This is a genomic window from Kribbella sp. NBC_00889 (assembly GCF_045207705.1).
Taxonomy (GTDB): domain Bacteria; phylum Actinomycetota; class Actinomycetes; order Propionibacteriales; family Kribbellaceae; genus Kribbella.
In genome coordinates this window covers 2,036,943-2,060,232 of sequence record NZ_CP108783.1, presented here as the reverse complement: position 1 = coordinate 2,060,232, position 23,290 = coordinate 2,036,943, and the positions used below count along the sequence as shown (strand labels likewise).

The 23,290-nt window shown below is 68.5% G+C and carries 18 protein-coding genes; 4 read left to right on the top strand and 14 right to left on the bottom strand.

The window, feature by feature from the left end:
* The first annotated feature begins 63 nt into the window (after positions 1–63).
* The gene (locus OG817_RS10100) at positions 64–861 is read left to right on the top strand and encodes an SGNH/GDSL hydrolase family protein (RefSeq protein ID WP_406053417.1); all 798 of its coding nucleotides are present in this window, start codon (positions 64–66) and stop codon (positions 859–861) included.
* A 4-nt stretch (positions 862–865) separates the two neighbouring features.
* A complete protein-coding gene (locus OG817_RS10095; RefSeq protein WP_406053415.1) occupies positions 866–1,462 on the top strand; it encodes a GNAT family N-acetyltransferase in 597 nt (198 codons plus the stop codon).
* Between the two features lie 44 nt (positions 1,463–1,506).
* Here the strand turns inward: OG817_RS10095 and OG817_RS10090 are convergent, their stop codons facing one another.
* Together OG817_RS10090 and OG817_RS10085 are read right to left on the bottom strand one after the other, a co-directional pair.
* Positions 1,507–2,307, bottom strand: a complete 801-nt coding sequence (locus OG817_RS10090) for a GNAT family N-acetyltransferase (protein WP_406053413.1) — start codon at positions 2,305–2,307, stop codon at positions 1,507–1,509.
* A gap of 331 nt (positions 2,308–2,638) precedes the next feature.
* Positions 2,639–3,130: a MarR family winged helix-turn-helix transcriptional regulator gene (locus OG817_RS10085; protein WP_406053410.1), complete on the bottom strand. Its 492-nt coding sequence runs from the start codon at positions 3,128–3,130 to the stop codon at positions 2,639–2,641.
* Positions 3,131–3,362: 232 nt separating this feature from the next.
* Here OG817_RS10085 and OG817_RS10080 point away from each other — a divergent pair, with 232 nt between their 5' ends.
* The gene (locus OG817_RS10080; protein WP_406053408.1) at positions 3,363–4,220 is read left to right on the top strand and encodes a hypothetical protein; all 858 of its coding nucleotides are present in this window, start codon (positions 3,363–3,365) and stop codon (positions 4,218–4,220) included.
* 267 nt (positions 4,221–4,487) lie between these two features.
* On the opposite strand, the gene OG817_RS10075 is transcribed toward OG817_RS10080, so the two are convergent.
* The 11 genes from OG817_RS10075 to OG817_RS10025 form a co-directional block, all read right to left on the bottom strand.
* Positions 4,488–6,737: a DUF222 domain-containing protein gene (locus OG817_RS10075; RefSeq protein WP_406053406.1), complete on the bottom strand. Its 2,250-nt coding sequence runs from the start codon at positions 6,735–6,737 to the stop codon at positions 4,488–4,490.
* 142 nt (positions 6,738–6,879) lie between these two features.
* Complete coding sequence (locus tag OG817_RS10070; RefSeq protein ID WP_406053404.1) at positions 6,880–7,602, bottom strand: YqjF family protein; 723 nt, start codon at positions 7,600–7,602, stop codon at positions 6,880–6,882.
* A gap of 5 nt (positions 7,603–7,607) precedes the next feature.
* Positions 7,608–7,928 (bottom strand): hypothetical protein, encoded by a 321-nt coding sequence (locus OG817_RS10065; RefSeq protein ID WP_406053402.1) that lies wholly within the window; start codon positions 7,926–7,928, stop codon positions 7,608–7,610.
* 67 nt (positions 7,929–7,995) lie between these two features.
* Positions 7,996–8,997, bottom strand: coding sequence for a sugar phosphate isomerase/epimerase family protein (locus tag OG817_RS10060; protein WP_396393275.1), 1,002 nt, complete (start codon positions 8,995–8,997; stop codon positions 7,996–7,998).
* A gap of 229 nt (positions 8,998–9,226) precedes the next feature.
* Positions 9,227–14,602, bottom strand: coding sequence for a ThuA domain-containing protein (locus tag OG817_RS10055; RefSeq protein WP_406053400.1), 5,376 nt, complete (start codon positions 14,600–14,602; stop codon positions 9,227–9,229).
* A gap of 87 nt (positions 14,603–14,689) precedes the next feature.
* Positions 14,690–15,850, bottom strand: a complete 1,161-nt coding sequence (gene xylA / locus OG817_RS10050) for a xylose isomerase (protein ID WP_406053399.1) — start codon at positions 15,848–15,850, stop codon at positions 14,690–14,692.
* Entirely contained in the window at positions 15,847–17,010 is a 1,164-nt protein-coding gene (locus tag OG817_RS10045) for a Gfo/Idh/MocA family protein (RefSeq protein WP_406053398.1), read from the bottom strand. The genes xylA and OG817_RS10045 overlap by 4 nt, the downstream gene beginning before the upstream one ends.
* 21 nt (positions 17,011–17,031) lie before the next feature.
* Positions 17,032–18,072: a substrate-binding domain-containing protein gene (locus tag OG817_RS10040; protein ID WP_396393271.1), complete on the bottom strand. Its 1,041-nt coding sequence runs from the start codon at positions 18,070–18,072 to the stop codon at positions 17,032–17,034.
* Between the two features lie 23 nt (positions 18,073–18,095).
* A complete protein-coding gene (locus OG817_RS10035) occupies positions 18,096–19,136 on the bottom strand; it encodes an ABC transporter permease (protein WP_396393270.1) in 1,041 nt (346 codons plus the stop codon).
* Positions 19,133–20,635, bottom strand: a complete 1,503-nt coding sequence (locus tag OG817_RS10030; RefSeq protein WP_406053397.1) for a sugar ABC transporter ATP-binding protein — start codon at positions 20,633–20,635, stop codon at positions 19,133–19,135. The genes OG817_RS10035 and OG817_RS10030 overlap by 4 nt, the downstream gene beginning before the upstream one ends.
* On the bottom strand, positions 20,632–21,903 hold the full coding sequence (locus OG817_RS10025; protein WP_406053396.1) for an ROK family protein: 1,272 nt from the start codon (positions 21,901–21,903) through the stop codon (positions 20,632–20,634). Before OG817_RS10025 ends, OG817_RS10030 begins: the two co-directional genes overlap by 4 nt.
* A gap of 73 nt (positions 21,904–21,976) precedes the next feature.
* Between OG817_RS10025 and OG817_RS10020 the strand changes: the two genes are divergently transcribed.
* Positions 21,977–22,384: a hypothetical protein gene (locus OG817_RS10020; RefSeq protein ID WP_406053395.1), complete on the top strand. Its 408-nt coding sequence runs from the start codon at positions 21,977–21,979 to the stop codon at positions 22,382–22,384.
* On the opposite strand, the gene OG817_RS10015 is transcribed toward OG817_RS10020, so the two are convergent.
* The gene (locus OG817_RS10015) at positions 22,381–23,220 is read right to left on the bottom strand and encodes a hypothetical protein (protein WP_406053394.1); all 840 of its coding nucleotides are present in this window, start codon (positions 23,218–23,220) and stop codon (positions 22,381–22,383) included. The genes OG817_RS10020 and OG817_RS10015 overlap by 4 nt on opposite strands.
* Between the last annotated feature and the right edge of the window lie 70 nt (positions 23,221–23,290).

Sequence of the window (23,290 nt, the reverse complement as noted above, 5' to 3'; positions counted from 1 at the left end):
TCTCACTGGAACGAACAGCGGGGGTTCGGGTGCGTCCTCCGGACAGCTCGCTATCGTGGTCGGGTGATCGAACCCGGCAGCCGGTACGTCGCCCTTGGCAGTTCCTTCGCGGCCGGACCGGGAATCGACCCGATCGTGCACCGGCCGGCGGGTCGATCGGGCCGCAACTACGCGCACCTGGTCGCCGCTGAGTTCGGCCTGGAACTCGTGGACGTGACGTACTCCGGCGCCACCACCGCCAACGTCCTGGACACTCAGCAGGATGACGCGCCGCCGCAACTCGACGCCGTCACGCCGGACACCGCCCTCGTCACGATCACTGCCGGAGGCAACGATCTCGACTACGTCGGGACGTTCATCCGCGGCAGCATGCTCAACACCCTCGCGAAACCGGCCACTCTCCTCGGCCGTCGCGTCGCGAACCGGATCCGTGCCCGGGTCAGCTACCTGAAGGACGACGCGGAGTACCAGGCTGTCACCGACTCGCTGACGAACGTCGTCGAGCAGGTCCGCGAACGTGCCCCGCACGCCCGCATCGTGCTCGTCGACTACCTGACCCTGGTCGGGCCGGGCACCCGGCCGCGTCTCGACGTACCGCTGAACGAGGAGCAGTTGCCGAGCGTCGCGATGATGGCCGACAGTCTCGCTGCCGCCTTCGCAAAGGCTGCCGCGGCCGGCGGCGCGGACCTGGTCGCCGCGTCGGCCGCCAGCCGCGACCACGCCATCGGCTCGCCGGAGCCGTGGACCACCGCATTCACGCTGCGCCCGCCGGGGATGCTCGGCGGCGTCGTTCCGTATCACCCCAACGCGGCCGGCATGCGCGCTGTCGCGGATCTCCTCATCGACACACTGAAGGTCTGACGTCATGGGCAGCCAACAGGTGCGGCAGGCAACGGTCGCGGACGTCGAGCCGGCGGTCCGCACGCTGGCTCGCGCGTTCGAGGACTACCCGATGACCCGGATGGGCCTCGACCCGGACGACTACGTCACCAGACTCGCGCAGTACCAGCGCCTCTTCCTGACCGAGATCGGCCTGGCGCATGGGCGGGTCTGGGTCACTGATGATGTCAGCGCCGTCGCGATCTGGACGACTCCGTCGACGCCGGCGGACGTCTTCGCGCCGCATGCGGACGCGTTCGAGGCGCTCGCCGGATCGCGGGCCGCGCTCGTCGCGGAGTACGAGCAGGCAATGGGGATCTTCCGTCCGCGGGAGCCGGTCTGGTTCCTGGGTCTGCTCGGTGTCGAGCCTGACCTTCAGCACCAGGGACTCGGGCGAGCGGTGGTCGCGCCCGGTCTGTCCGCGGCTGATCAGGACCGCTCGCCGGCGTTCCTCGAAACCCAGCTGCCCGCGAACCTGCCGTTCTACGAGTCCCTGGGCTTCGTCACCGTCGCGGAGCTGCAACTCCCCCACGACGGACCGATGCACTACGCCCTCTACCGGCCGCCCGCTCCCGGCGTGTGACGTCGACCGACGTGCGGTCGGTCGGCGGGTGAGGTCGGCCCGGGCTAGGCCGGGGTGTGGACGTACGGCGTGGTCGTGGTGATGGCGAGGAAGCCGAGACGCTGGAGGATCGGGGAGCTGTCGTCCGAGGCGTCGACGTGGAGATACCGATAGCCGAGCTCGACCGCGCGGGCGGCACGAACCGCCACGAGCGCCTTGTAGATGCCCTTCCCGCGCCAGTCGGCCAGCGTCGAACCACCCCACAGGCCGGTGAACTCAGTGCCCTTCTTGTACACCGCCCACGCCGCGGACACGACCTCGCCGTCGGCCTCGGCGACATAGATGTCGGTCAGGCCGGTCGCGTGGCGACGTTCCAGGTCGTCGGCCAGCCAGGACCAGTTCTCGTTCCACACGACCGACTCCATCGCGGCGATGCGCTCGAAATCGGCGCGGTCGTTCACCAGGCCGATCGTCACGCCGTCGACGGTCGCACGGCCACGCAGGCGTTCGGCGATGTCCGCACTCTCGGCCACGAGAACGGTCTCCTGCTCCTCCGGCTCGAATCCCGCCGCACGCAGCCGATCCGGCAGGTCCACCGGGAGGTCGTGGCCGCGGAGCTTCCACTCGACCGCCTGACCCTTGGCGGCGAAGTAGTCGCGCTGGCGTGCGATCAGTGCATCGACGTCGGCATCGTCGAGGCCCTCGAGCGTGCGGTAGCTGACGAACCCCCGCATCGGGTACTCGACCCGGATCACCGGCCCGTCCATGCTCGTCGGTACGTCAGCGCCCTCGCTCGTCCCGCGCAACTGCGCGTCGTACACCGCCAGCAGGCGCTCTGCCAGATCAGTCTTCGCTCCATCACTCACGCAAGGACTCTGGCACGTTTCGGGGTGATCCCGCGTCCCATTTCACGTGAATTCAGCGTGTCGCCACTCTCGTCGCTCCCCGCCACCCGAGCCGCAACCAGCCGCGAGCGCTCTGACGAGAGCGCCGCTTGCTCCTGCGCTCGACCCGGCTGTCACTCTCCGTCGTGATCGGATCGGTCTTCTGCTCGCGTCGGTCCGCGGCGTTGTGACTTAGCGACACCATCAGGTTCAGCGGTTCCATCGTCCCGTCCTCCGGCTCCGGGCACCGTCTCCCGGCGCCCACACCCCTACGTCGGAGCCGACGGGCCGACTTTGACATCGAGAAGCGAGATCAGGCGGATTCAGTGGACCTCAGGAGCCGGCGGAGGAGGGATTCGAGGCGGATCTGGTCGGAACTGGACAAGTTGTGGATCAGTTCCTGCTCCACTTGCTGGATCTGAACGATCCCTCGCTGCCAGATCTTGTGACCCGCGGGAGTGAGGGCCGCCAGGACCTTGCGGCGGTCGTCGCGGTCACGGGTGCGGTCGACGTACCCACGACCTTCGAGGGCGTCGAGCCGGTTGGTGAGGGCTGCGGCTGACATGCCGAGCTGCTTGGCGAGCTCACCGGGCGTCGCTTGGTACGGCGTCCCGCCGCGGCGAAGCATGTGGAGGGTCTTGAACTCCCACCACTGCAGGTCGTACTCCGCCAGGACCGCGTCTCGGTGACGATCCAGGTAGCGGGCCAGCGCTTGGAGCCGGACCGCGATGCCTTCGACGCGGCGGTCGAGGTCCGAGAGCTCGTTCGACCACAGGTCGACGTGGTCGTCCACAGAATCCTTCACCTGGCTAACTTTTCAGCCGCTGAAGGTTAGTTGTCAAATCTTTCGACGTCGAAATACTCTCGTGAATATTCGAGATCGCTCACCCGTGAGGACATCCGCCATGGCCCAACTCGCTGCCTCTTCCGTCGTGACTGCCGCCCTCAACCTGATGCACGCGGGCCAGTGGTCCGCTGCCACCGACCTGCTCCGGGCAGCGGAGATCGACGATCCGGCCGAGGTCCGCGCACTGGCGATGACCCTGGCCGAGGTCGCGGTCGATCAGGACTTCGCACAACAGACCGACACCGCCGAGGAACCACTGGCCGCAGCCGAGCAGACACTGAAGACGTCGCCGGACCCAACAAGCCGGTGGGATCTCAACATGCTGCACCTACGAAAGGACTACGCAACAGAACTGTTCCACCGGCCGGCCAGCGCGGCGAGCACCTCACACAACGACTCGCATCACGCAGACACCGGCGAACTCGACGCCAGGCCCGAGCACGGTGCCGATGGTCGAGAAAGCGCAACGTCCGGCACCGCCGAGGCCCAAAGCAGCGCGGACAATCGTGAGCGCCGGGTCAGCGGCGCCGCCCGGGCCCAGGTCGGCGCGGATGCTGACGGCGCCGTTGGCGGCACGACCGAGGCGTGGGGTGGGGCAGTTGGGCTGGGCGAGCGGGCCGTGGGGCTTCGGGATGGTGGTGCTGATGACGGGCGGCGGGGGTTGGCTTCGTTTTATGCGGGGTTGATTGCTGACAACCTTCAAGGGGAACCCGAGGCTGCGTTTGGGCACTTCACGGCGGCGTTCGAGTTCGGGGAGAGGGCTTCCGACGAGCTTCTGATGTCCTTCGCTCTTCGGCACCTCGGCGATCACGCGTACACCGCTGGGGACTTGAAGCTGGCCCGGGAACACTGGGAGCAGTCCACGGAGCTTCGGCAGAAGGTGGGACATCTGTTGGGCGCACTTGCTCAGCAGGCGTTGCTGTCCGTCCTCCTGCGCGACGAGGGTGATGCGGCCGGCTCACGTGCACTTGCCGTCGAGATCAACCGCTGGTCCAGCCAGGTCAACATCCCGTTCCTCGTTCACGAGACGGCAGGATTGATGCGCTGACCTGCATCCCGGCGGATATCTGGGGCAGCGTGACGTCGTCGACGGTCAGCCGCCGCTCCGGACCTCGATCTGATGTCCTTCAGATGGATCCGTGGATCCGCGGATCCCGTGGTGAGTTCGAGCGGCTGATGCATCCGAGCCATGAGGCCCTACCGATCGGTGGGTGGATCCACGTCAGCGCTTTAGTGAATGCGCGTCAGCGCAGTTGGCGAATGCTCATCGAACTACCTTGGTGAGTGCTAGCCGGGTTCGGATTTGCGTAGTGGCCTAGGTGGTAGCGGCTGCGCGTCCTGGTGCTGGCTCGCCGGAGGGCTGTCCCCAGACGGCGAATCGGGCAGCCCCCTCCATCGTTGCTGCGTCCGCCCGCCGCAACGGCTGATCGGGTCGACCAGCTGTAGTGGAGTCATCCCAGGGGTCCGCGTCCCCGGAACGTCGGTCCGCTGACCTCACCGGAGTCAGTACGGCGGGACGGACGTCCTGCCCGACAGACCACGCAGGCTCAGCCGGGTCGGCGGCGGCCCGCTGCCCGGTAGTCGCCTGCGGTGCGTCTGGTTTCAGCGATGGCCGTGTCAGTAATGGACGCGGAGGGTTGGCTGACTGCGCCGTTGGCCTGTTGTCGCTCGAGGCAGGTGAGGCGACGGACGCAGGCGTCGCAGCAAACGCGGGCGTGCCGGCAGACGCAGGATTCGCAGCAAACGCCGGCGTGGCGACGGAGGCGGGCAGGGTTGCGGGGGCCGGGTAGGGGCTGTTCGGCGTCGCGGGCTGGCGGCGTGCGGTCGCGGGGCACGGCGGTGGGTTGTTCCTCGAGGCGTGCGTGGGCGGCCGAGTGAGGGCCGGTGGCTGTGGGGTGGTTGGGGGTTGTTTGGTGTTTGGAGGTGGTGGGTCGGCCCAGGTGGGGCGGGTGACGTGGACTTTGCCGTTGGTGATGGTGATGGTCCAGTGGCCGGCGTGGAGGTCGACGTGGTGGCGGCGGCAGAGCAGGACGAGGTTCCAGATGGCGGTGGTTCCGCCGTCGAGCCAGGAGCGTAGGTGATGGGCATCGCACTGGATGGGTGGGGCGCCGCAGACGACGCAGCCCTTGTCGCGGGCGTTCAGGGCGCGGCGCATGGCGCGGGTGACGAGTCGTTCGGAGCGGCCGACGTCGAGGGGTTCGGAGTTGGAGCCGAGGACGAGCGGGATGATGTTGGCGTCGCAGGCCAGGCGTCTGATCGCGGCCGCGGACAGGTTGTCGCCGTAGACGAGTCCGCCGGTGGCCTCCGCGGTAGCCGACTTCAGGTCCTCCAGGTCGATGGTGACCGTGATGTTCGCCTTCGCCCCGAACCCCGGAACCCAACCAGCCGGGCCCGCACCATGACCGGGGTCGGTCGTCGTACCAGCGCCGGAAGCGGTGGTGGTGGTGCCATGGTCGGCGGCGACGCCGGCTCCCGGGACGGTGATCGCGGGGCCGGCGGTATCGGTGACCGTGCCGGTTCCGGGGCCCGTCGTGGCGATGACGGTGGCGGTGCTGGCGGTGGCGGTGCTGGCGGTGGCGGCGAGGGTTAGGGCGGTGGTGAGGGCGTCGGCTTGGCGCTTTTCGCGGGGACGGGGGTCGAGTTCGCCGTCGAGGGTTTTGTGGGGACGGGCGCCGGTGTGGATGAGGGTGCGGAGGAGTTCGGCGTTCTCGTTGGCCAGGTAACCACGGAACTTGACGCCGTTCTCGGCGGTGATCAGGGCCAGGGATTCGCGGGCGTAGGCCTTGTGCTCATCGGGTTCGGGGCCGTCGGTGTCGAGGAGGTCGCGGATCTGCTTGGCGGCTTTGCGCAGTTCGCTGGGAGTGAGGTGGCGCGCGAGGGTGACCAGTTGTTGTTCGGCGACCTGGAGGTCTTCGACCGGGACCGTGGTGGGGACGCGTTCCAGGGCGGACACGATCGCTTCGGCCTGGGCGGGCCGCAGCAGCCACGCGGTCGAGCGATCCTCGCCGCCCGCACCCGCACCCTCACCACTACCCTCACCAGCGCCGCCCTCACCTCCGCCCTCGCCCGCACTGGCGCCCTCGCCCGCACTGGCGCCCACGCCCGCACTGGCGCCCACGCCCTCGCTGGCGCCCACGCCCTCACCCGCGTCGGCGTCGGCGCGGGCGGTCTCCCCGGCGTCGGGGCTGTTGGTGACGGCCTCGGGCTCCGTCAGCCCGTTCGCGATGTCGTCGTCGCACTCGGACTCGGACTCGGACTCGGCATTTGAGGCCAGGCTGTCGACGGGGGCTGTGAGGGCGGTGGTGACGGCTGGGTATTTGGGCAGGGCTCTGGCCAGGCGGACGTCTCGGTGAGCGGTGGGGCGGTCCAGGCGGTAGCGGAACGCCAGGAGTTGGGCGGTGTCGTGGGCGCCGAGGTCGGCTGCGTGGCCGGTGGTGTCCAGGGCGGCGATGAGTTGGAGGCGGTAGGTCTGACGGCGGGCGAGGTCGGCCTCCAACTCGTCGAGAGCGGTCAGCATCTCGCTGCCGCTCATCGACCAGATCGGCCGCTCACCCAGAAGTTCCATACCGACAACACTAACCACGCCCACCGACAGTTCTCAAACCCAGAACCCCTTATCCACAAGGGAATCCGAGGCAATCTACTTGTCCACAGGGTGGTACGGCTTGTGGATGTTGCCTTAGGCAATACACGGGAACGTGTAGGTCTCAGATGCGGACCGGTAGTGCGAAAGTCGCGGGGACGCCGGGGCTGTGGAGGACGTGGTCGGGTGGGCGGGTCGGTTCGGCGAGGCCTACGGAGGGGAAGAGGCCGTCGATCTCCAAGGTCCTGAGGGTGGCGGCGCGGAACGACCAGACAGGGTGGTGGTTGGGGAGGTACCAGGTACGCCGGGCTCGGCGCGTGTGGAGGCCCCACCGAGCGGTGAGGAAGTCGGTCAGCGGATCTGAGGCCACGGGCGAGCCGATCGCGACGGTGATCGTCGATGTCGCGTGCACACCCGGCCAGCGAAGGACCGACGTGTACGTGTGTTGGTCGGCAACCTGCGTGTGGGTCATTCGAGCCCAGCGATACGGCAGGCCGAAGATCGTGCGGGCGGCCGCGACCACGGCGAGGCGGTCGGCGTCGAGGCTGAGGAAGACGACTCCACGACGCCCGGACTCGTCGACGGAGTACAGCCGGATGTTGGTCTCGAGGAACGATCCCAGCACAGGTACGGCGGGACCGTGCGGGAGCCCGGTGCCGGTCATCCGGAACGGCACCAGCCCGACGTAGGTGCGCCCCTCGAAGGTGTCCGGATGTGTACCCGGCGGGAAGAGGTGCGCGACGTCAACCGGATCCAGCGCCCAGTGCAGGAACGTCAGATCCAGCCACCGTTGCCGCAGGATCCGTGACCGCTCGAGCTCCGGTGCATCCGGCCAGATCGCGTCCACCGTGTTCAGTCGACGGTCGGGCGAACCTCGCAGGTCGGCGGGCCGTCGTTCAGTTCGCACACCAGGTACGGCGACGAGGACTCGTCCGGGGACCGCCATGGCATGACCGCCTCGCCGGTCAGCAACGCGTCGAGCGTCTGGAGCTCCGGGTCGCGCTGCTCGGAGTGATGCCGGTACCCGGCGGCACCGAGTGCGAGCGCGATCGCCATACCGAGGAGGTTCACCTCGGTCGGCTGATCGGGAGCGACCGAGTCCTCCGCCGGCTCGAGCTTGATGCCGTGATCCGGCACCTCGACGATGCGCGCGACGTACCTGCCAGCTGTCATGGGTCGAGCCTAGCCCCAGACCGTCAGCCACCGTGGGAGGTCCCCGAGAGGACCTCCCACGCAGGACCTACGAGGAGAAGGCCGCGTCGAAGGACGCGGTGGGTGGGTCGAAGGCGAGGGAGCGGACGAACTGGAGGGCCTCGGCGGCACCGACGAGACGGTCCATGCCCGCGTCCTCCCATTCGACCGAGATCGGGCCGGTGTACCCGATCGTGTTCAGCATCCGGAAGCACGCCTCCCACGGGACGTCGCCGTGACCGGTCGAGACGAAGTCCCAGCCGCGCCGCGGGTCGCCCCAGGCAAGGTGTGAACCCATCCGGCCGTTGCGGCCGTTGCCGACCTGACGCTTCGCGTCCTTGCAGTCGACGTGGTAGATCCGGTCCTTGAAGTCCCACAGGAAGCCGACCGGGTCGAGGTCCTGCCAGACGAAGTGCGACGGGTCCCAGTTCAGGCCGAACGCCTCCCGGTGGCCGATCGCCTCCAGCGTCGCGGTGGTCGACCAGTAGTCGTACGCGATCTCCGACGGATGCACCTCGTGCGCGAACCGGACGCCGACCTCGTCGAACACGTCGAGGATCGGGTTCCAGCGGTCCGCGAAGTCCTTGTACCCGGCCTCGATCATGGCCGGCGGCACCGGTGGGAACATCGCGATCGTCTTCCAGATCGACGAACCGGTGAAGCCGACGACCACATCGACACCGAGCGCCCGGGCTGCGCGGGCGGTCGTCTTCATCTCCTCGGCGGCGCGCAGGCGCACACCTTCGGGATCGCCGTCGCCCCAGATGTGCGCGGGCAGGATCGCTTGATGCCGCTGGTCGATCGGGTCGTCGCAAACCGCCTGGCCCAGCAGGTGGTTGGAGATCGTCCACACCTTGAGGTTGTGCTTCTCCAGGATGTCGCGGCGATCGCGCACGTACGCCTCGTCCTCGGCGGCACGCCGCACATCGAGGTGGTCACCCCAGCAGGCGATCTCCAGCCCTTCATAGCCCCAGGAGGACGCCAGCCGGGCGACCTCCTCGAACGGCAGGTCGGCCCACTGGCCGGTGAACAGGGTGATCGGTCGAGCCATGGTCATCTCCTTGGTCGAACAACAACTTCTTCCGGTACGTCGGTCCAGCCGGGGCGGGCTGCACGAATCGGGTCGGGTGTCCCCCGGCGGCGCCTGGAGCGCGGGGCGGCGCCGGGGGTCCCCGCCGGCCGTGGGAGATCGCGCTGCCGGGCGCCCCGGTTGGGGCCGAACCAGCCGCGGCGGCGGCAGGTGTCACGGCGGACGAGTGCGATCTCCCACGGCGACGTCATCAGGTCAGCCTGTCCTTCAGGTCCTGACCGACTGCGGTCAGCAGCGTGCGGCTGGGCACGTCACGAACCGTTCGGGCCTGCGAGAGGAACAGGTTGAGGGCGACGGTGGCGACGAGAGGCTGATTCCGGCGCACGGCGCGCTCCGCCGACGCCAGCTGAACCTTCATCACCGTGGCGGTTGCCAATGGCACCTTCCCGGCGGCCAGGAAGCGATCGACCAACTTGACCGCCTCCGGGTACGACGCGATCACGGTGAACGGGACCGTGGTCACCGCCTTGTTGCCCGCGGCATCCATCGCCGTGGCCGTCAGTGTGTGCGCCCCGAGCCCGAGCACTGCGCCATCAAGCGTCCCAGCCAGGGGCTTGCCATCGACGGCGAGAGTGACACCGGCCGGTCCGGACAACGCATCTGCGGCTGTCGCGGCAACCACGACCGCTGAGGCCACGCCGAGCGAACCACCGCTGGCGAGACCAGTGACGGCTGCGGTCGGTGGAGTGCTGTCGATCTTGACGGTGACATACGCGGGCGCCGAGACGTTGCCCGCCGTGTCACTGGCACGGACCGCGACAGTGTGCGTCCCATCAGCCGTCAACGACACCGGCGCCGTGTACTCGGACCAGTCGCCGTCTCCGACCTTCTGCTCCAGATACACCTGCCCGCCTTGGTCGTCGGTCGCCATCGCGGTGGCAGTCACCGCGGATGTCCACCAACCCGCCAGACCCGACGGTGTCGACGGGTTCACCGACAACGTGACGGACGGCGCAACCGTGTCCCGGACCAGCTTGAAGTAGTCGAACTTCGCGGTCTTCGACGCCGTCTGGTCAACTCCGAACGCATAGACACCGAAGGACGCCGATCCGAGCGCCGCATTGGTCACCGGAGGCAGGGCAGTCCAGGCCAGACCGTCCGGGCTGTAGGAGCCGGTGAACGTCGATCCGGACTTCGAGAGCCGGAGATACCAGACACCCTGCGTAGGAGCCGGCGCATTCGGTTGCGGTGACTGAACCACGTCCCCCACCTCGCTGCGCAGTTCCAGCGCTCGGGTGACCGCGGAACCCGCCGCATTCGTCGTCAGGTAGTCGAGCTTCACGTAGTTCGCGTCATCGGCGTACACCAGCAGCCCGGCCTGCTGGAACGCTTCGTCAAAGGAGGAACCATCCACCTTCGTCTCGATCGTCCAGTCCCCGTCCGGCGCCGGCTGCAGCATCAGGTTGCGCGGATTGGTCGCGGTGCCCTGATAGATGTCGCCCTTGCTGGTGTCGATCTCGAGCCCGCCATCGGCCATCCGGTACGCCGCAGGATCCGGTCGTACGACGTCCGACCAGCGGCACGCGTCGAGCGTCGTACCTGCGAACTCGTCGTCCGGCGCCGGCTGCTCGGCCGTGTCGTCCGGCGTGATCGTGAAGTAGTCGAACGACGCCGTGATCGGCAAGGCCTCGGTCCGGTTGGTCAGCCCGAACAGCCCGATCCTCGGATTGGAGATCCCGGCCAACTGCTTCGTCTCCGGCATCTGGGCGAACGTCGCTCCGTCCGCGCTGTACGCCGCTGTCAGCGAAGACCCGTCCGAGGTGAACCGCACCCACACCGTGTCCGGGTACGTCGCTCCCAGGTTCGCCGTGTTCGACGCGGCGACCTCGTTCGGTACGGCGGCCTCCTCGCGAATGAACTGGAAGATCCGGTCGGCGGCGGACGGTGCGCCCGTCGACCGGCCCTGGATCACCATCTTGGCGTAGTTGTCGTCGTCGCCGTACACGATCAGCCCAGCCTGCTGATAGGCCAGCCGGGCCGGCAACGTCACCTTGGTCGTTGCCTGCCAAGGACCGGCCGGCAACGGCTGCAGCACGATGTTCGGTGTGCCTGTGTTCCCGGTCCCGTAGATGTCGGTCGCGGTCAACGGCAGCGATAACTTGCCGTCAGCAACTGCCAGCTCCTGGTTGCCCCGGACAACCTCCGACCAGCGGCCGGTGTCCAGAGCGGCGCCGTCGAACCCGTCCGACCGTCCGGTCAGACAAGTCGGCAGCGAAGGCGAGTCCACCGTGATCACGACCTTCGCCGTACCGGCCGCGCCGCGCGAGTCGGTCACCGTGGCCACGGCGGTATGAGTCCCGGCTGTCGTGTAGGTGTGGCTCACGGACGCACCGGTGGCCGTCGCGCCGTCGCCGAAGCTCCACGCGTACGACAACGGCAGATCGCCTTCGGGATCCGTCGCCGTCGCCGTGAAGTCGACCGCCAATGGCGCCTTGCCCTGTGTGACCGAGGCGTCGGCGGTCACCGCCGGCCGCTCGTTCTCCGTCACACCCTTGCCGATGAAGCGCACCCAGTTGACATTGAGCTGCCCGGTGGTCTTCACGAAGTACAGCGGACCGCTCTCCAGCGACGCCCCGCTGACCGCACCGGTGAAGTCGCCGTACGTCTGCCAGCCGCCCGTCGGTGACACCTGGATGGTGGCCACCACCGGACCGTCCGTCGGTGAACCCTGCCGGACCTGGACGGTCGCACCCAACTCGGGCGACGCGGCGCGCAACTGGAGCTGACCGATCGCCGTCAGGTTGGTCGGCTTCCAGCCCCACCAGTCGCCGTCCTCGATGAAGCCGATGTTCTTCCCACCACCGGCCGTGTCACCGGTGTCCTCGACCTGTACGCCGGGCGCGGTGCCGGGCCCACCGGTCTCGTTGAAGTACTCCGCCTCGCGGGTCTTCGGCTGCAACTGGACCACCTTCTGCGAGGTGATCTTGCCCGTCCCCGGTGCACCCTTGTCGGTGTACGTCACGGTCACGATGCCGAAGATGTTCGCGCCGACGTGCCCCTCGTCACCGGGCAGCGGGAACGTCCCCTCACAGCCGTGGTACTGCTCGTAGCCGTGGGCATGCTCGTCATGCCCGAGCGCCGGCTGCGTGATGACGTCGTTGCAGTCGACCACCCCGTCCTCGGGATCGGTGACCGTCACCTTGTAGCGGATCGTGTCGCCGAACTCGAAGAACCCACCGTCGACGGGCGCCTCCACGGTGATCGTCGGCGCGGTGTTCCCGGCCGTGATCGTCCGGTTCGAGACCGCTGTCCGGCCGTCCGGATCGCTCACGGTCAGCCGGGCGGTGAACATGCCGGCCGTCGAGTAGGTGTACGACGGTTTGGCCTCGGTACTGTCCGTCGTACCGTCCCCGTCGAAGTCCCAGGCCAGCGTCACCGGCTGCCCGTCGGGATCCCGCGAGCCGGTCGAGTCGAAGGCCACCGTCAACGGAACCGGCCCGGACGTCTTGTCGGTGCTGAACTGCGCGATCGGCGCCCGATTCCCTTGCACATAGTCGATCCGGTAGATCCCGGAGTCGGCGTTGTTGCCGCCGAACCCGCTCCCCCACTCGATCACGTACAGCGCACCGTCCGGCCCGAACTGCAGCGCGTGCGGCCGGATGAAGTTCAAGCCTTGCAGCATCCGCGACACATCGGTCACGCCACTGCGGCCGTCGTTCAGCTGAACCGAGAACAGCCGGCTGTCGTTCCAGTCGGCGAACACGGCCTTGCCGTCGAAGTACGCCGGCCACTTGCGATCCGACGTACTCGCGGCATCGAACCGATACGCGCCACTCGTCATCGGTGCACCGCTGCCACCGATCTCCGGTACGCCGCTCGTCGACTTGCCCATCCACATCGTCGCCGGGATGGCGGCCGGGAGTTGGGTGATACCGGTGTTGTTCGGCGACTCGTTCACCGGCGCGCCGCAGTTGAAGGTCGGGCCGGACGTACCGGTGGCGAAGTCGTAGTCGTTGTACGGCGTGTTGGCACCGACGCAGTACGGCCATCCGTAGAAGCCCGGCTTGTCGATGATGTCCCACTCGACCCGCCCGTCCGGGCCACGCGTCGGCGAGACCGCGCCCGCGTCCGGTCCGTAGTCCGCGACGAACAGGTGGTTCGTGGTCGGGTCGATCCCGATCCGGAAGGGATTGCGGAAGCCCATCGCGTAGATCTCCGGCCGCGTCTTCGCGGTACCGGGCGGGAACATGTTGCCGGCCGGGATCGTGTACGAACCATCTGCTGACGGGTGGATGCGGAGGATCTTGCCGTTCAGGGCGTTGCTGTTGGCGGCACTGCGTTGCGAGTCCCAGGCCGCACGACCAGGTCGCTCGTCGATCGGCGCATAGCCGTCGGAGTCGAACGGGTTGCTGTTGTCGCCGGTGGCAACGAAAAGGTTGCCGTCGCCATCGAACTCCAGCGCACCGCCGGCATGGCAGCACTGGTCCCGCTGCGTGTCGATCCGCAGCACCTGCTTCTCACTCGCGAGGTCGAGGGTGTCACCAGTCACCGTGAACCGCGAGACTCGGTCGAAGGGCTCAGCGCCCGCCGGAGAGTAGTACAGATAGACGAAGCCGTTGGACGCGAACGACTGGTCCAGCGCGATCCCAAGCAGGCCGAACTCCTGTCCGGTGTAGACATTCAGCGTTCCCGCGGTGACCACGGACCCGTCCGTCCTGACGATCTTCACCGCGCCGTTCCGGTCGATGTAGAACACCCGGCCGTCGGGCGCGATCGCCAGTTCCATCGGGTTCGACGTGTCGTCGTCCAGCGTGACCTTCTGGTAGCTGTCGCTCAGCGACGCACCACAGTCCGCCGGCTCGACACCGGCCGCGGTCTTGATCCCGCCGAGCAGCAGTTCCCGGAAGGCAGGTTCGGCGTACGACGCGATCGTGTGCCCCATGCCGGTGTACCAGGCACGGCCGCCGTCGTAGTCCTGGCACCACGTGATCGGGTGCTCCGGGCCCATGTTGCCGCCCGTGTACGACGTCTCGTCCAGCGATGCGAGCACGTGGACGCTGCCGCGCGGATTGGTGCGGTAGTTGTACCACTCATCCGTCCGCGGCCAGATAGTCGGCGCGTTCGCGGTGGACGGGTGTGCGTGGTCCTCCACCTTGACCGTCGCGTCCGGCGTACCGGCCGGATGGCTGTCGAAGTAGCTGCCGACGAGCTGCCCGTACCAGGGCCAGTCGTACTCTGTGTCGGACGCCGCATGCACACCGGCGTACCCGCCACCACCGCGGATGTAGCGCTCGAAGGCGGCCTGCTGGTCGGCGTTCAGGACGTCGCCGGTCGTCGACAACCAGATGACGACCTCGTACTTCGCCAGTTCGGTGTCGTTGAACATCGACGCGTCCTCGGTCGCGGTGACCGTGAAGTTGCCGGCCGCGGCAAGCTCGGTGACGGCCTGGATGCCGGCCGGGATCGAATCATGCCGGAAACCGGCGGTCTTGCTGAAAATCAGGGCGTTGAAGGTCTCGTCACCGTGGCCGGGATGAGCCCGGGCCGGTAACGGCGCCAACATCGCCGCGATCAGGGCGAGCACGAGAACACACAACAAGGTGCCGTGCCTGCGTAGCTGGATCATGCGGAGCTCCTCATGGGTCGGATAAGGGCGCGCGCTCCATGACTACAGATCCCGTGCTCTGCCCTGCGCGGGAGTGTTACAACCGGATCAGCGAACGCCGAGCAGGTGCTCCATCGCCAACTGGTCCAGCTTCTCGAACCCGAGACCGCGCTCGGCCAGCGCTTCCCGGTCGTACTTGGAGTTGCGGAGGTCGGCCAGGCTCTCACCCTCGGCCAGGGTGGGCTCGGACAACTCCGCCACACGTGCGGCGGCCAGCGCCTCGGCAACCTCGGGGTCGGCACGGAACGCCTGAACCTTGTCGCGCAGGATCAGGTAGTTGCGCATACAGCCCCGCGCGGTCTCCCAGACGCCTTCCTCGTCCTCGGTCCGCGGCGGCTTGTAGTCGAAGTGGATGTATCCCTCGTAGGCCGGCTGGTTCCCGGATCCCTGCAGTACGTCGACCGTCCAGAAGGCCTCCCGCAGGTTCCCGGCACCGAACCGCAGGTCCTGGTCGAAGCGCGGACCGTGCTGCCCGTTGAGGTCGATGTGGTACAGCTTCCCGTGCCACAGCGCCTGCGCGATGCCGTGCGCGTAGTTCAGGCCGGCCATCTGCTCGTGGCCGACCTCGGGGTTGATGCCGACCAGTTCCGGGTCCGCCAGATCGTTGATGAAGGCAATCGCGTGCCCGATCGACGGCAGCAGGATGTCGCCGCGCGGCTCGTTCGGCTTCGGCTCGAGCGCGAACCGGATGTTGTAGCCCTGCTCGCGCACGTACGCGCAGAGCAGGTCCATCGACTCCTTGTACCGGTCGAGCGCCGCTCGCACGTCCTTGGACCCGCCGGACTCCGCACCCTCGCGACCACCCCAGAGCACATAAGTCGTCGCCCCCAGTTCGGCCGCGAGATCGACGTTGCGGAGCACCTTCGCCAGGGCGTACCGCCGGACCTGGCGATCGTTGGCGGTCAGCCCACCGTCCTTGAAGACCGGGTGACTGAACAGGTCGGTGGTCATCATCTCGACGACCATGCCGGTGTCGGCCAGGGCCTTCGTGAAACGCTCGAGGTCCTGTCCGCGGGTGGCGTCGTCCGGTACGACGTCCTGGTCGTGGAACGTGACTGCCGCGGCTCCCAGTTCCGCGAGCTTCTCGACCGCGTGGGCCGGGTCCATCGCCGGGCGGACGGCCGTACCGAACACGTCGACGCCTCGCCAGCCGACGGTCCACAGACCGAACGAGAACTTGTCGTCCTTGGTCGGGGTGTAGCTGTTCATTCAGAGATCTCCTGCCATTGTCGGGAGGTCGAACTGGCCTCGACCGCGGCCAGCACACGCTGGACCCGCAGCCCGTCGGCGAACGACGGCGTCGGATCGGCTCCTTCGGCGATCGCGGTCACCAGGTCGACGGCTTGATGGGTGAACCCGTGCTCGTACCCGAGCAGGTGGCCGGGCGGCCACCACGCCTCGACGTACGGGTGGGCGGACTCGGTGGCGAGGATCCGGCGGAAGCCTGCGGTCCTCGCGTCTTCGGTCGCGTCGTAGTAGTGCAGGAGGTTCATGTCCTCGAAGTCGAACGCGAGGCTGCCGTCACTGCCGTTGATCTCGATCCGGATCGCGTTCTTCCGCCCGGTCGCGAACCGGGTCGCCTCGAACACCCCGAGCGCGCCGGACCGGAAGTGCGCCAGGAAGACCGCGGCGTCGTCCACGGTGACCGGTCCGCGCTCGGTGCCCGCCGTACCGGCCAGGCCCGAGTGCTCGGCCGCGACCGGGCGCTCCTTCACGAACGTCTCGAGCTGACCGCTCACCTCGGCGATGCTGTCACCGGTGATGTACTGCGTCAGGTCGATGATGTGCGCGCCGATGTCGCCGAGAGCGCCCGAGCCGGCCTTCTCCTTGTCCAGCCGCCACGACAGCGGCGCCTCCGGATCGGCGATCCAGTCCTGCAGGTACTGCGCCCGGACGTGCCGGATCGTCCCGAGCTTGCCCTCGGCAACGAGCTGGCGCGCCAGCCCGATCGCCGGCACCCGGCGATAGGTGAACCCGACCATCGACCTGATCCCCTTGGCCCTGGCCGCTTCCGCCGCGGCCGTCATCGCCTCGGCCTCCTCGACCGTGTTGGCCAGCGGCTTCTCGCACAGGACGTGCTTACCGGCCTCCAGAGCGGCGATCGCGATCTCGGCGTGGCTGTCCCCCGGCGTGCAGACATCGATCAGCTGGATGTCGTCGCGGCCGAGCAGCTTGCGCCAGTCGGTCTCGGTCTCCTTCCAGCCGAGCTTGGTCGCGGCCGCCTGGACGGCCTCGGGGTTGCGGCCACAGAGCACGTTCATCGCCGGGTCCAGCGGCAGGTCGAAGAAGCGCGGCGCGCTCCGCCAGGCCTGCGAGTGGGCCGCTCCCATGAACGCGTAGCCGATCAGGCCGATGCCCAGGTTCGTCATGACTCTCCTTTGATCTGTGGGTCAGCTCTCGAACGCGGTAGGCATGTACTGGTCCACGTTGTCCTTGGTGACGACCGGCGCGTACAGCTGCACGGTGCGCGGAACCTCGACCTCCACCAGGTCGCCGAGGGCCTTCTTGTGCACCAGCAGCCGGGCCAGCCGGACGCCGTCGGCGCCCTGCGTGGACGGGTAGATGACGGTGGCCTTCAGCAACGAGTTGCCGGACTTGATGTCCCGCATCACGTTCGCCGAACCGGCCCCGCCGACGACGAAGAACTCCTTGCGGCCGGAGTTCTTGATCGCGGCCATCACGCCGACACCCTGGTCGTCGTCGTGGTTCCAGATCGCGTCGATCTTCGGCGCCGCCTGCAGCAGGTTGGCCGCGGCCTTCTCACCGGACTCGACGGTGAACTCGGCGGCGACCCGGTTGCTCACCTTCAGGCCGCAGTCGGCCAGGGCCTCCTTGAACCCCTTGCTGCGGTCCTGGGTCAGCGGCAGCGAGTCGATGCCGGCGATCTCCGCGACGACGGCGTCCTTCTTGCCCTTCAGCTGCTGGCAGACGTACGTGCCGGCCGAGACACCCATGCCATGGTTGTCGCCGAGGATCGTGGTCCGGGCCGCGAACGGGCTGTCGAACTCACGGTCCACGTTCACCACCGTGATGCCGGCCTCCATCGCCTTGGTCGCCACCGGGGTGAGCGCCGCGCCGTCGAACGGCAGCAGCACGATCGCGTCCACCTTCTGGTTGATGAACGTCTCGACCTGGCTGATCTGCAGGTTCACGTCGTTCGTGCCCTCGGCAACGATCAGCTCGACGTCGGAGAACTTCTTCGCCTCCGCCTGGGTCGCCTTGGTGATGGCCCCCATCCAGCCGTGGTCGGCAGCCGGCGCGGAGAACCCGATCCGCACCTTCTGGCCGGGCTCGTCGTTCTTCCCGGCCGCGACTGCCGGTGCCGGGGCGTTCTCGCTCTCCTCGGCCTTCGGGGTGTTGCTCGTACAGGCGGCCAGGGCGAGCACACCCAGACCGGCGATGGTAACGCTTGCGAGTGTTCGTGCAGACATCGTTGTCCCCTCCTTGTGGCGATTCATTGGCTGGTTGCCCGGACGGCGAGTCGCTGCTGGAGGAGGACGGCGATCACGATGATCGCCCCCTTGGCGACCGACTGGGCGGAGATGCTCAGGTTGTTCAGCGTGAAGACGTTGTTCAGAGTCGTGAAGATCAGGACACCGAAGACGGTGCCCACGATCGTGCCGCGGCCGCCGGACAGCAGCGTGCCGCCGATCACCACGGCCGCGATCGCGTCCAGCTCGTACAACTGGCCGTGGGTCGCGCTGCCGGTCGTCGTCCGGGCCATCAGCATCACCGCGGCGATCCCGCAGCACAGCCCGGCCAGGACGTAGAGGGCGACGGTATGGCGCTGCACCCTGATGCCGGCCAGCCGGGCGGCTTCGGAGTTGCCGCCGACGGCGAACGTGCGGCGGCCGAACGTGGTCCGGTTCAGCAGCACCCAGCCGGCCGCGGCGACCAGCAGGAAGATCCACACCAGCACCGGCACGCCGATCAGCGATCCGCCGAAGAAGTCGACGAACGAGTTCACCGTGATGATCTGGGTCTTCCGGTCGGAGATGATCTCGGCCAGGCCACGGGCCGCTGCCAGCATCGCCAGCGTCGCGATGAACGGCACGATCTTGCCGTAGGCAATGAGCAGGCCGTTCACCAGACCACAGGCGGCACCGACGGCCAGCGCCGTGGAGACCATGAAGATCCAGTGCAGGTCGGACCCCAGTTGCTGGGTGGCCACCGTGGTGGCCCAGACCGACGCGAGCGCGACCATCGCGCCGACGGACAGGTCGATCCCGCCGCCGGTGATGACGAACGTCATGCCGATGCTGACCACGCCGATCACGGCGGCGAGCCGCAGGATCGTCAGCACGTTGGCGCCAGTGGCGAACGTGTCCCCCGCGGTGATCACTCCCACGATGCAGAGCAGAACCAGCGCCACCACCAGACCGAGGTTGCGCCCCAGGCCACTGTTCAGCAGGCCACCGGACCGCGGGGCGGCCGGTTGGGTGACGGTTGCCTGGGTCGATGCCGTTGTGTCCTGAGGTGCGATCTCGTCACTCACACCGCACTTCCTTCCATCACCAGGTCCAGGACCTGATGCTCGTCGATGTCTTGCGCGGGCCCGATGTGGACGGCACGCCCCTCCCGCAGTACGACGACCCGGTCGGCCAGACCGAGCACTTCCTCGACCTCACTGGAGACCAGCACGATCGCGACCCCGTTGGCGGACAGATTGCGGATCAACGCGTAGATCTCCGACCGCGCGCCGACGTCGACGCCTCGCGTCGGCTCGTCGAGCAGCAGCACGCGGCACTCCCGCAGCAGCCAGCGGGCCAGCACGACCTTCTGCTGGTTCCCGCCGGACAGGTTGCGCACGGGATACTCCACCCCGGCCGGGCGGACGTCCAGTGCTCTGGCGAGCCCGGTGGCTGCCTCCCGCTCGGCGCGGCCGTTCAGGAACCCCCCGCTGGCGAACCGCCCCATGCTCGACACTGTGATGTTCTTGAACACGGCCTCGTCCAGGAGCAGCGCCTGACTCTTGCGTTCCTCCGGCGCCAGCCCGACGCCGGCCTTCACCGCGGCCTGCACCCGGCCGGGCCGCAGTGTCACGCCGTCGACCCGGACCGATCCGGTCGTGGCCCGGCGGGCGCCGTACACGGTCTCGAGGACTTCGGACCGCCCCGAGCCGACCAGCCCGGCCAGCCCGACGATCTCGCCGGCCCGCACGGTGAACCCGATGCCGGCGAACTCGCCCGGCCGGGTCAGGTCCTCCACCTCCAGTACGACGGGCGCCGTACTGAGGATCTCCCGGCGGGGCGGGAAGGCGTACTCGATCGAGCGGCCGGTCATCAGCCGGATCAGTTCCTTGGTCGGGGTCGCGCGGGCGTCGAGGCCGGTGGCGACGGTCGCGCCGTCCTTGAGCACGGTGACCCGGTCGCCGATCTGGCGGATCTCCTCGAGCCGGTGCGAGATGTAGACGACCGCCACACCGCGCGCGGTCAGGCCGCGGATGACGCGGAACAGGTTGGCGACCTCTTCGGGATCGAGCACCGCGGACGGCTCGTCCATCACGATCAGCTGCGCGTCCCGCGACAGTGCGCGGGCCATGCTGACCACCTGCTGGCCGGCGGCGGGCAGCGAACCGACGGACCGATGCGCCGGGATCTCGCCGTGCCCCAAGCCCTGCAGGATCTCTCGGGCCCTGGCCGTCGCCTCGTGCCGGCGGCTGAAGCCGAAGCTGGACGGCTCGTGGCCGAGGAAGATGTTCTCGGCCACCGACAGTTCCGGGACCAGGTCGAGCTCCTGGTAGATGGCGGCGATACCGCGCTGAATCGCGGCGGTCGGGCTGTTCAGCTGGACCTGTTCGCCGTTGATCCAGATCGCCCCGGCATCGGGCTGATGAGCGCCGGTCAGTACCCGGATCAGCGTGGACTTGCCGGCGCCGTTCTGGCCGAGCAGGCAGTGCACCTCGCCGGCCCGGACGTCCAGGTCGACGCCGCCGAGCGCTCGTACGCCCGGGAACTCCTTGACGATCCCGGTCATCATGAGCAGATCGTTCATTGGGTCACCCCCGCGCCCACGCGGCCGATCACGGTCGGATCGACCAGGACCCGCTCCAGCGAGATCTGCGCGCCGCCGCGGACCGCCGCGGCGAACCCGAGGTCCGAGCGGACCACCTGGCAGCCGCCACCGTCCGGCGCGATCACGCGGTCGCGGATCGCCTTCTCCAGTGGTTCCTTCAGCCACGGCCCGAGGACGGCGAAGTAGCCGCCGAGCACGAGCACGTCCGGGTTCAGGATGTTCACCAGGATCGCTCCCCCAATCCCCAGCCAGGTACCGACTTCCTTCAGCGCGCTCAGCGTGCGCGCGTCCCCCGCTTCGGCCCGCCGGGTGATCCCGGCCAGCCGTTGCTCCACGTCCAGGGACGGGTCCCGGACCGGGTCGTCCCTGTCCGTTGCCTTGTGCAACAGCGCGCTCAGGCCGACGACCGTCTCCCAGCAGCCGGTCCGCCCGCAGCCGCAGATCCGGCCGGGAGGCGCGACGGGCATGTGGCCGACCTCGCCGCTGTAGCCGCGTCCGCCGCGGAGCAGGTGCCCGTTCGACACCATCCCGCCGCCGACACCGACCGCACCGGTCAGCAGCACGAGATCCTGCACCGGCGTGTTCTTGCGCAGCTCCGAGTACGCCGCCAGGGCCGCGAGGTTCGCCTCGTTGTCGACGTGCAGCGGGTACGACGGTCCGCCGAGCCGCGACCGCATCTCCTGGATCACCTGGACCTCGCCCCAGCCGAGGTTCGGCGCGAGCTTGAGGTCGCCGGTGTCGCGCTGGACGAGGCCGGGCACGGCGACGGTCACGCCGGCCAGCCGTCCGGCGCGCGCCTGCACGGCAGTCACGGCCTCGCGGACGAGGTCGGCCACCCGGTCGAGCGTCGTACTGGGGTCGAGGTGGGCCACGTCGAGCGGGTCGCGGCGTTCGACGACGGTGTCGCCGGCCAGGTCGAGGGCGGAGACGGCGATGTAGTCGACGTTGATCTCGGCACCGATGCCACACACGCCGCTGCCGTCCAGCTCGACCAGTTGGCCGGGGCGGCCGAGGGCGCGGGTGGAGTCGGCCGGGCCTTCGCGAAGCAGGCCGCGTTCGACCAGCTCGGCGACCAGGCTGCTGACTGTGGCCTTGTTCAGGCCGGTGTCGGCGGCGATCCGGGCTCGCGACTTCGGCCCGGACTCGCGGACGTGGCGCAGGACCACGGAGAGGTTGTTGCGGCGCAGCGAGACGTGGTCCGCGGCAACGGCTCGGTCTCCCGGGCGGCGGCCATCGGTCAGCGTCATCAGGCCCACCCCTCCCTCCGACTTTGTCTGTTGAGCCAACAAACTAAGTTTCAGCGGTGGAGCCGTCAAGGCCTTGTCGCGATCGCTTTCTTGCAAGACTCTGTTCGAGATTTCCTCCGCCCCCGACAGCAGTCCGCCCCACGGCATCGACTACCAGGCGTGCGTCATCCCGGGCGACCTGCAGTCCGGCCACCGGCGGCACGGCGACCTGATGTGGCGCCAGTTCTACAACCTCACCCGCGTCGGGGTGCAAGGTCTCTACATCTCGATGTTCGACGAGTACAACGAGGGCAACCAGATCGCGAAGACCGCAGAGAGCGGCTCCTGGGTTCCGGCCGGCTCCGGGATCCGAGCCATCGACGAGGACGGTACGGCGTGTACGTCGGACTACTACCTGCGGTTGACCGACGACGGCGGGAGGATGTTCAAGGGCCAGGCGCCCGTGACGACAATCCGGCCCACCCAGCCGTGGCCGGCCTAGAAGAGCTCCATGCTGTCTGCAGCGGCTGTGATGACAGGGTTGTCGAGGTAGAGGCGGCAGGCGATGGCGTGTCCGGCGCAGGTCAGCAGTGACGGGCCGGCCGCGTCCACGACGCGGTAGGCCACCGGGTGCTGGCAGCGCTCGACGGCGCCCTCGTTCTGCCGGTGGCAGCCGAGAATGTGGCAGGTGACGGTGTCGCCAACGTTCATCAGCGTCAGACCGTGCTCGGGGCAGACGCCCCAGCCGACGCCACAGGCCTGGGCTTCGCTCGCGGCCAGGCGGACGAGGCTGCCGGCGGTCGCCTCGAGCTCGCCGGCGATCGTGCGGAACGTGCTCGCGGCCTGGTCGAGCTCACGCCGGAACCGGCGCAACTCGACGGACTCGGGCATGCCACGGGTGGCGGCCTGCAGGTTCTCGGACAGGGCCATCGCCGCGACCGCGATCTCGTCGACGCGGACCGGAGTGTTGAACTCGCCCAGCGGCGTACCGTTCACCCGCGTGCTCGGCCGCTGGGACCAATGCACCTGCTCGGCACCGTTCTCCGGGCCGTTCTCCGGGCCGTTCTGGGGGTCGGCCTGAGGACCAGGCTCAGGCCCCCTCGCGGGGTTGGCTGGTTGAGCAGCGGTGTCGCGTGCGGGAGCGTTCTGCGCGGCCTTGCCGCGGCCCCGCTTCTTGTGGTCGCGATGCTCCGCGGGAGCTCTGTGCTCGTCGGCCCCTTCGTCCGCCGGAAGGTGGCCGAGTGGAGCTTGCGGCTGTGGGCCGTGACCATTGGTCCCGTCAGCCGCCGCGGTCCCGTTGACCGGGAGCCGGCTGTCCTGTGCTGTCCGCCCGTTCATACAGCCTCACTCTTCAAGTGCCTGGCCATCGCCATGCCTGCCCCCTGATGTGCTCCGGGGGCCGATCGTG

Bases quoted from the DNA above. Each gene is read 5' to 3' on its own strand.
- OG817_RS10095 (WP_406053415.1), top strand. From the start codon at position 866: ATGGGCAGCCAACAGGTGCGGCAGGCAACGGTCGCGGACGTCGAGCCG.
- OG817_RS10080 (WP_406053408.1), top strand. From the start codon at position 3,363: ATGACCCTGGCCGAGGTCGCGGTCGATCAGGACTTCGCACAACAGACC.
- OG817_RS10075 (WP_406053406.1), bottom strand. From the start codon at position 6,737: ATGGAACTTCTGGGTGAGCGGCCGATCTGGTCGATGAGCGGCAGCGAG.
- OG817_RS10065 (WP_406053402.1), bottom strand. From the start codon at position 7,928: ATGACAGCTGGCAGGTACGTCGCGCGCATCGTCGAGGTGCCGGATCAC.
- OG817_RS10060 (WP_396393275.1), bottom strand. From the start codon at position 8,997: ATGGCTCGACCGATCACCCTGTTCACCGGCCAGTGGGCCGACCTGCCG.
- OG817_RS10055 (WP_406053400.1), bottom strand. From the start codon at position 14,602: ATGATCCAGCTACGCAGGCACGGCACCTTGTTGTGTGTTCTCGTGCTC.
- xylA (WP_406053399.1), bottom strand. From the start codon at position 15,850: ATGAACAGCTACACCCCGACCAAGGACGACAAGTTCTCGTTCGGTCTG.
- OG817_RS10045 (WP_406053398.1), bottom strand. From the start codon at position 17,010: ATGACGAACCTGGGCATCGGCCTGATCGGCTACGCGTTCATGGGAGCG.
- OG817_RS10040 (WP_396393271.1), bottom strand. From the start codon at position 18,072: ATGTCTGCACGAACACTCGCAAGCGTTACCATCGCCGGTCTGGGTGTG.
- OG817_RS10030 (WP_406053397.1), bottom strand. From the start codon at position 20,635: ATGAACGATCTGCTCATGATGACCGGGATCGTCAAGGAGTTCCCGGGC.
- OG817_RS10025 (WP_406053396.1), bottom strand. From the start codon at position 21,903: ATGACGCTGACCGATGGCCGCCGCCCGGGAGACCGAGCCGTTGCCGCG.
- OG817_RS10015 (WP_406053394.1), bottom strand. From the start codon at position 23,220: ATGAACGGGCGGACAGCACAGGACAGCCGGCTCCCGGTCAACGGGACC.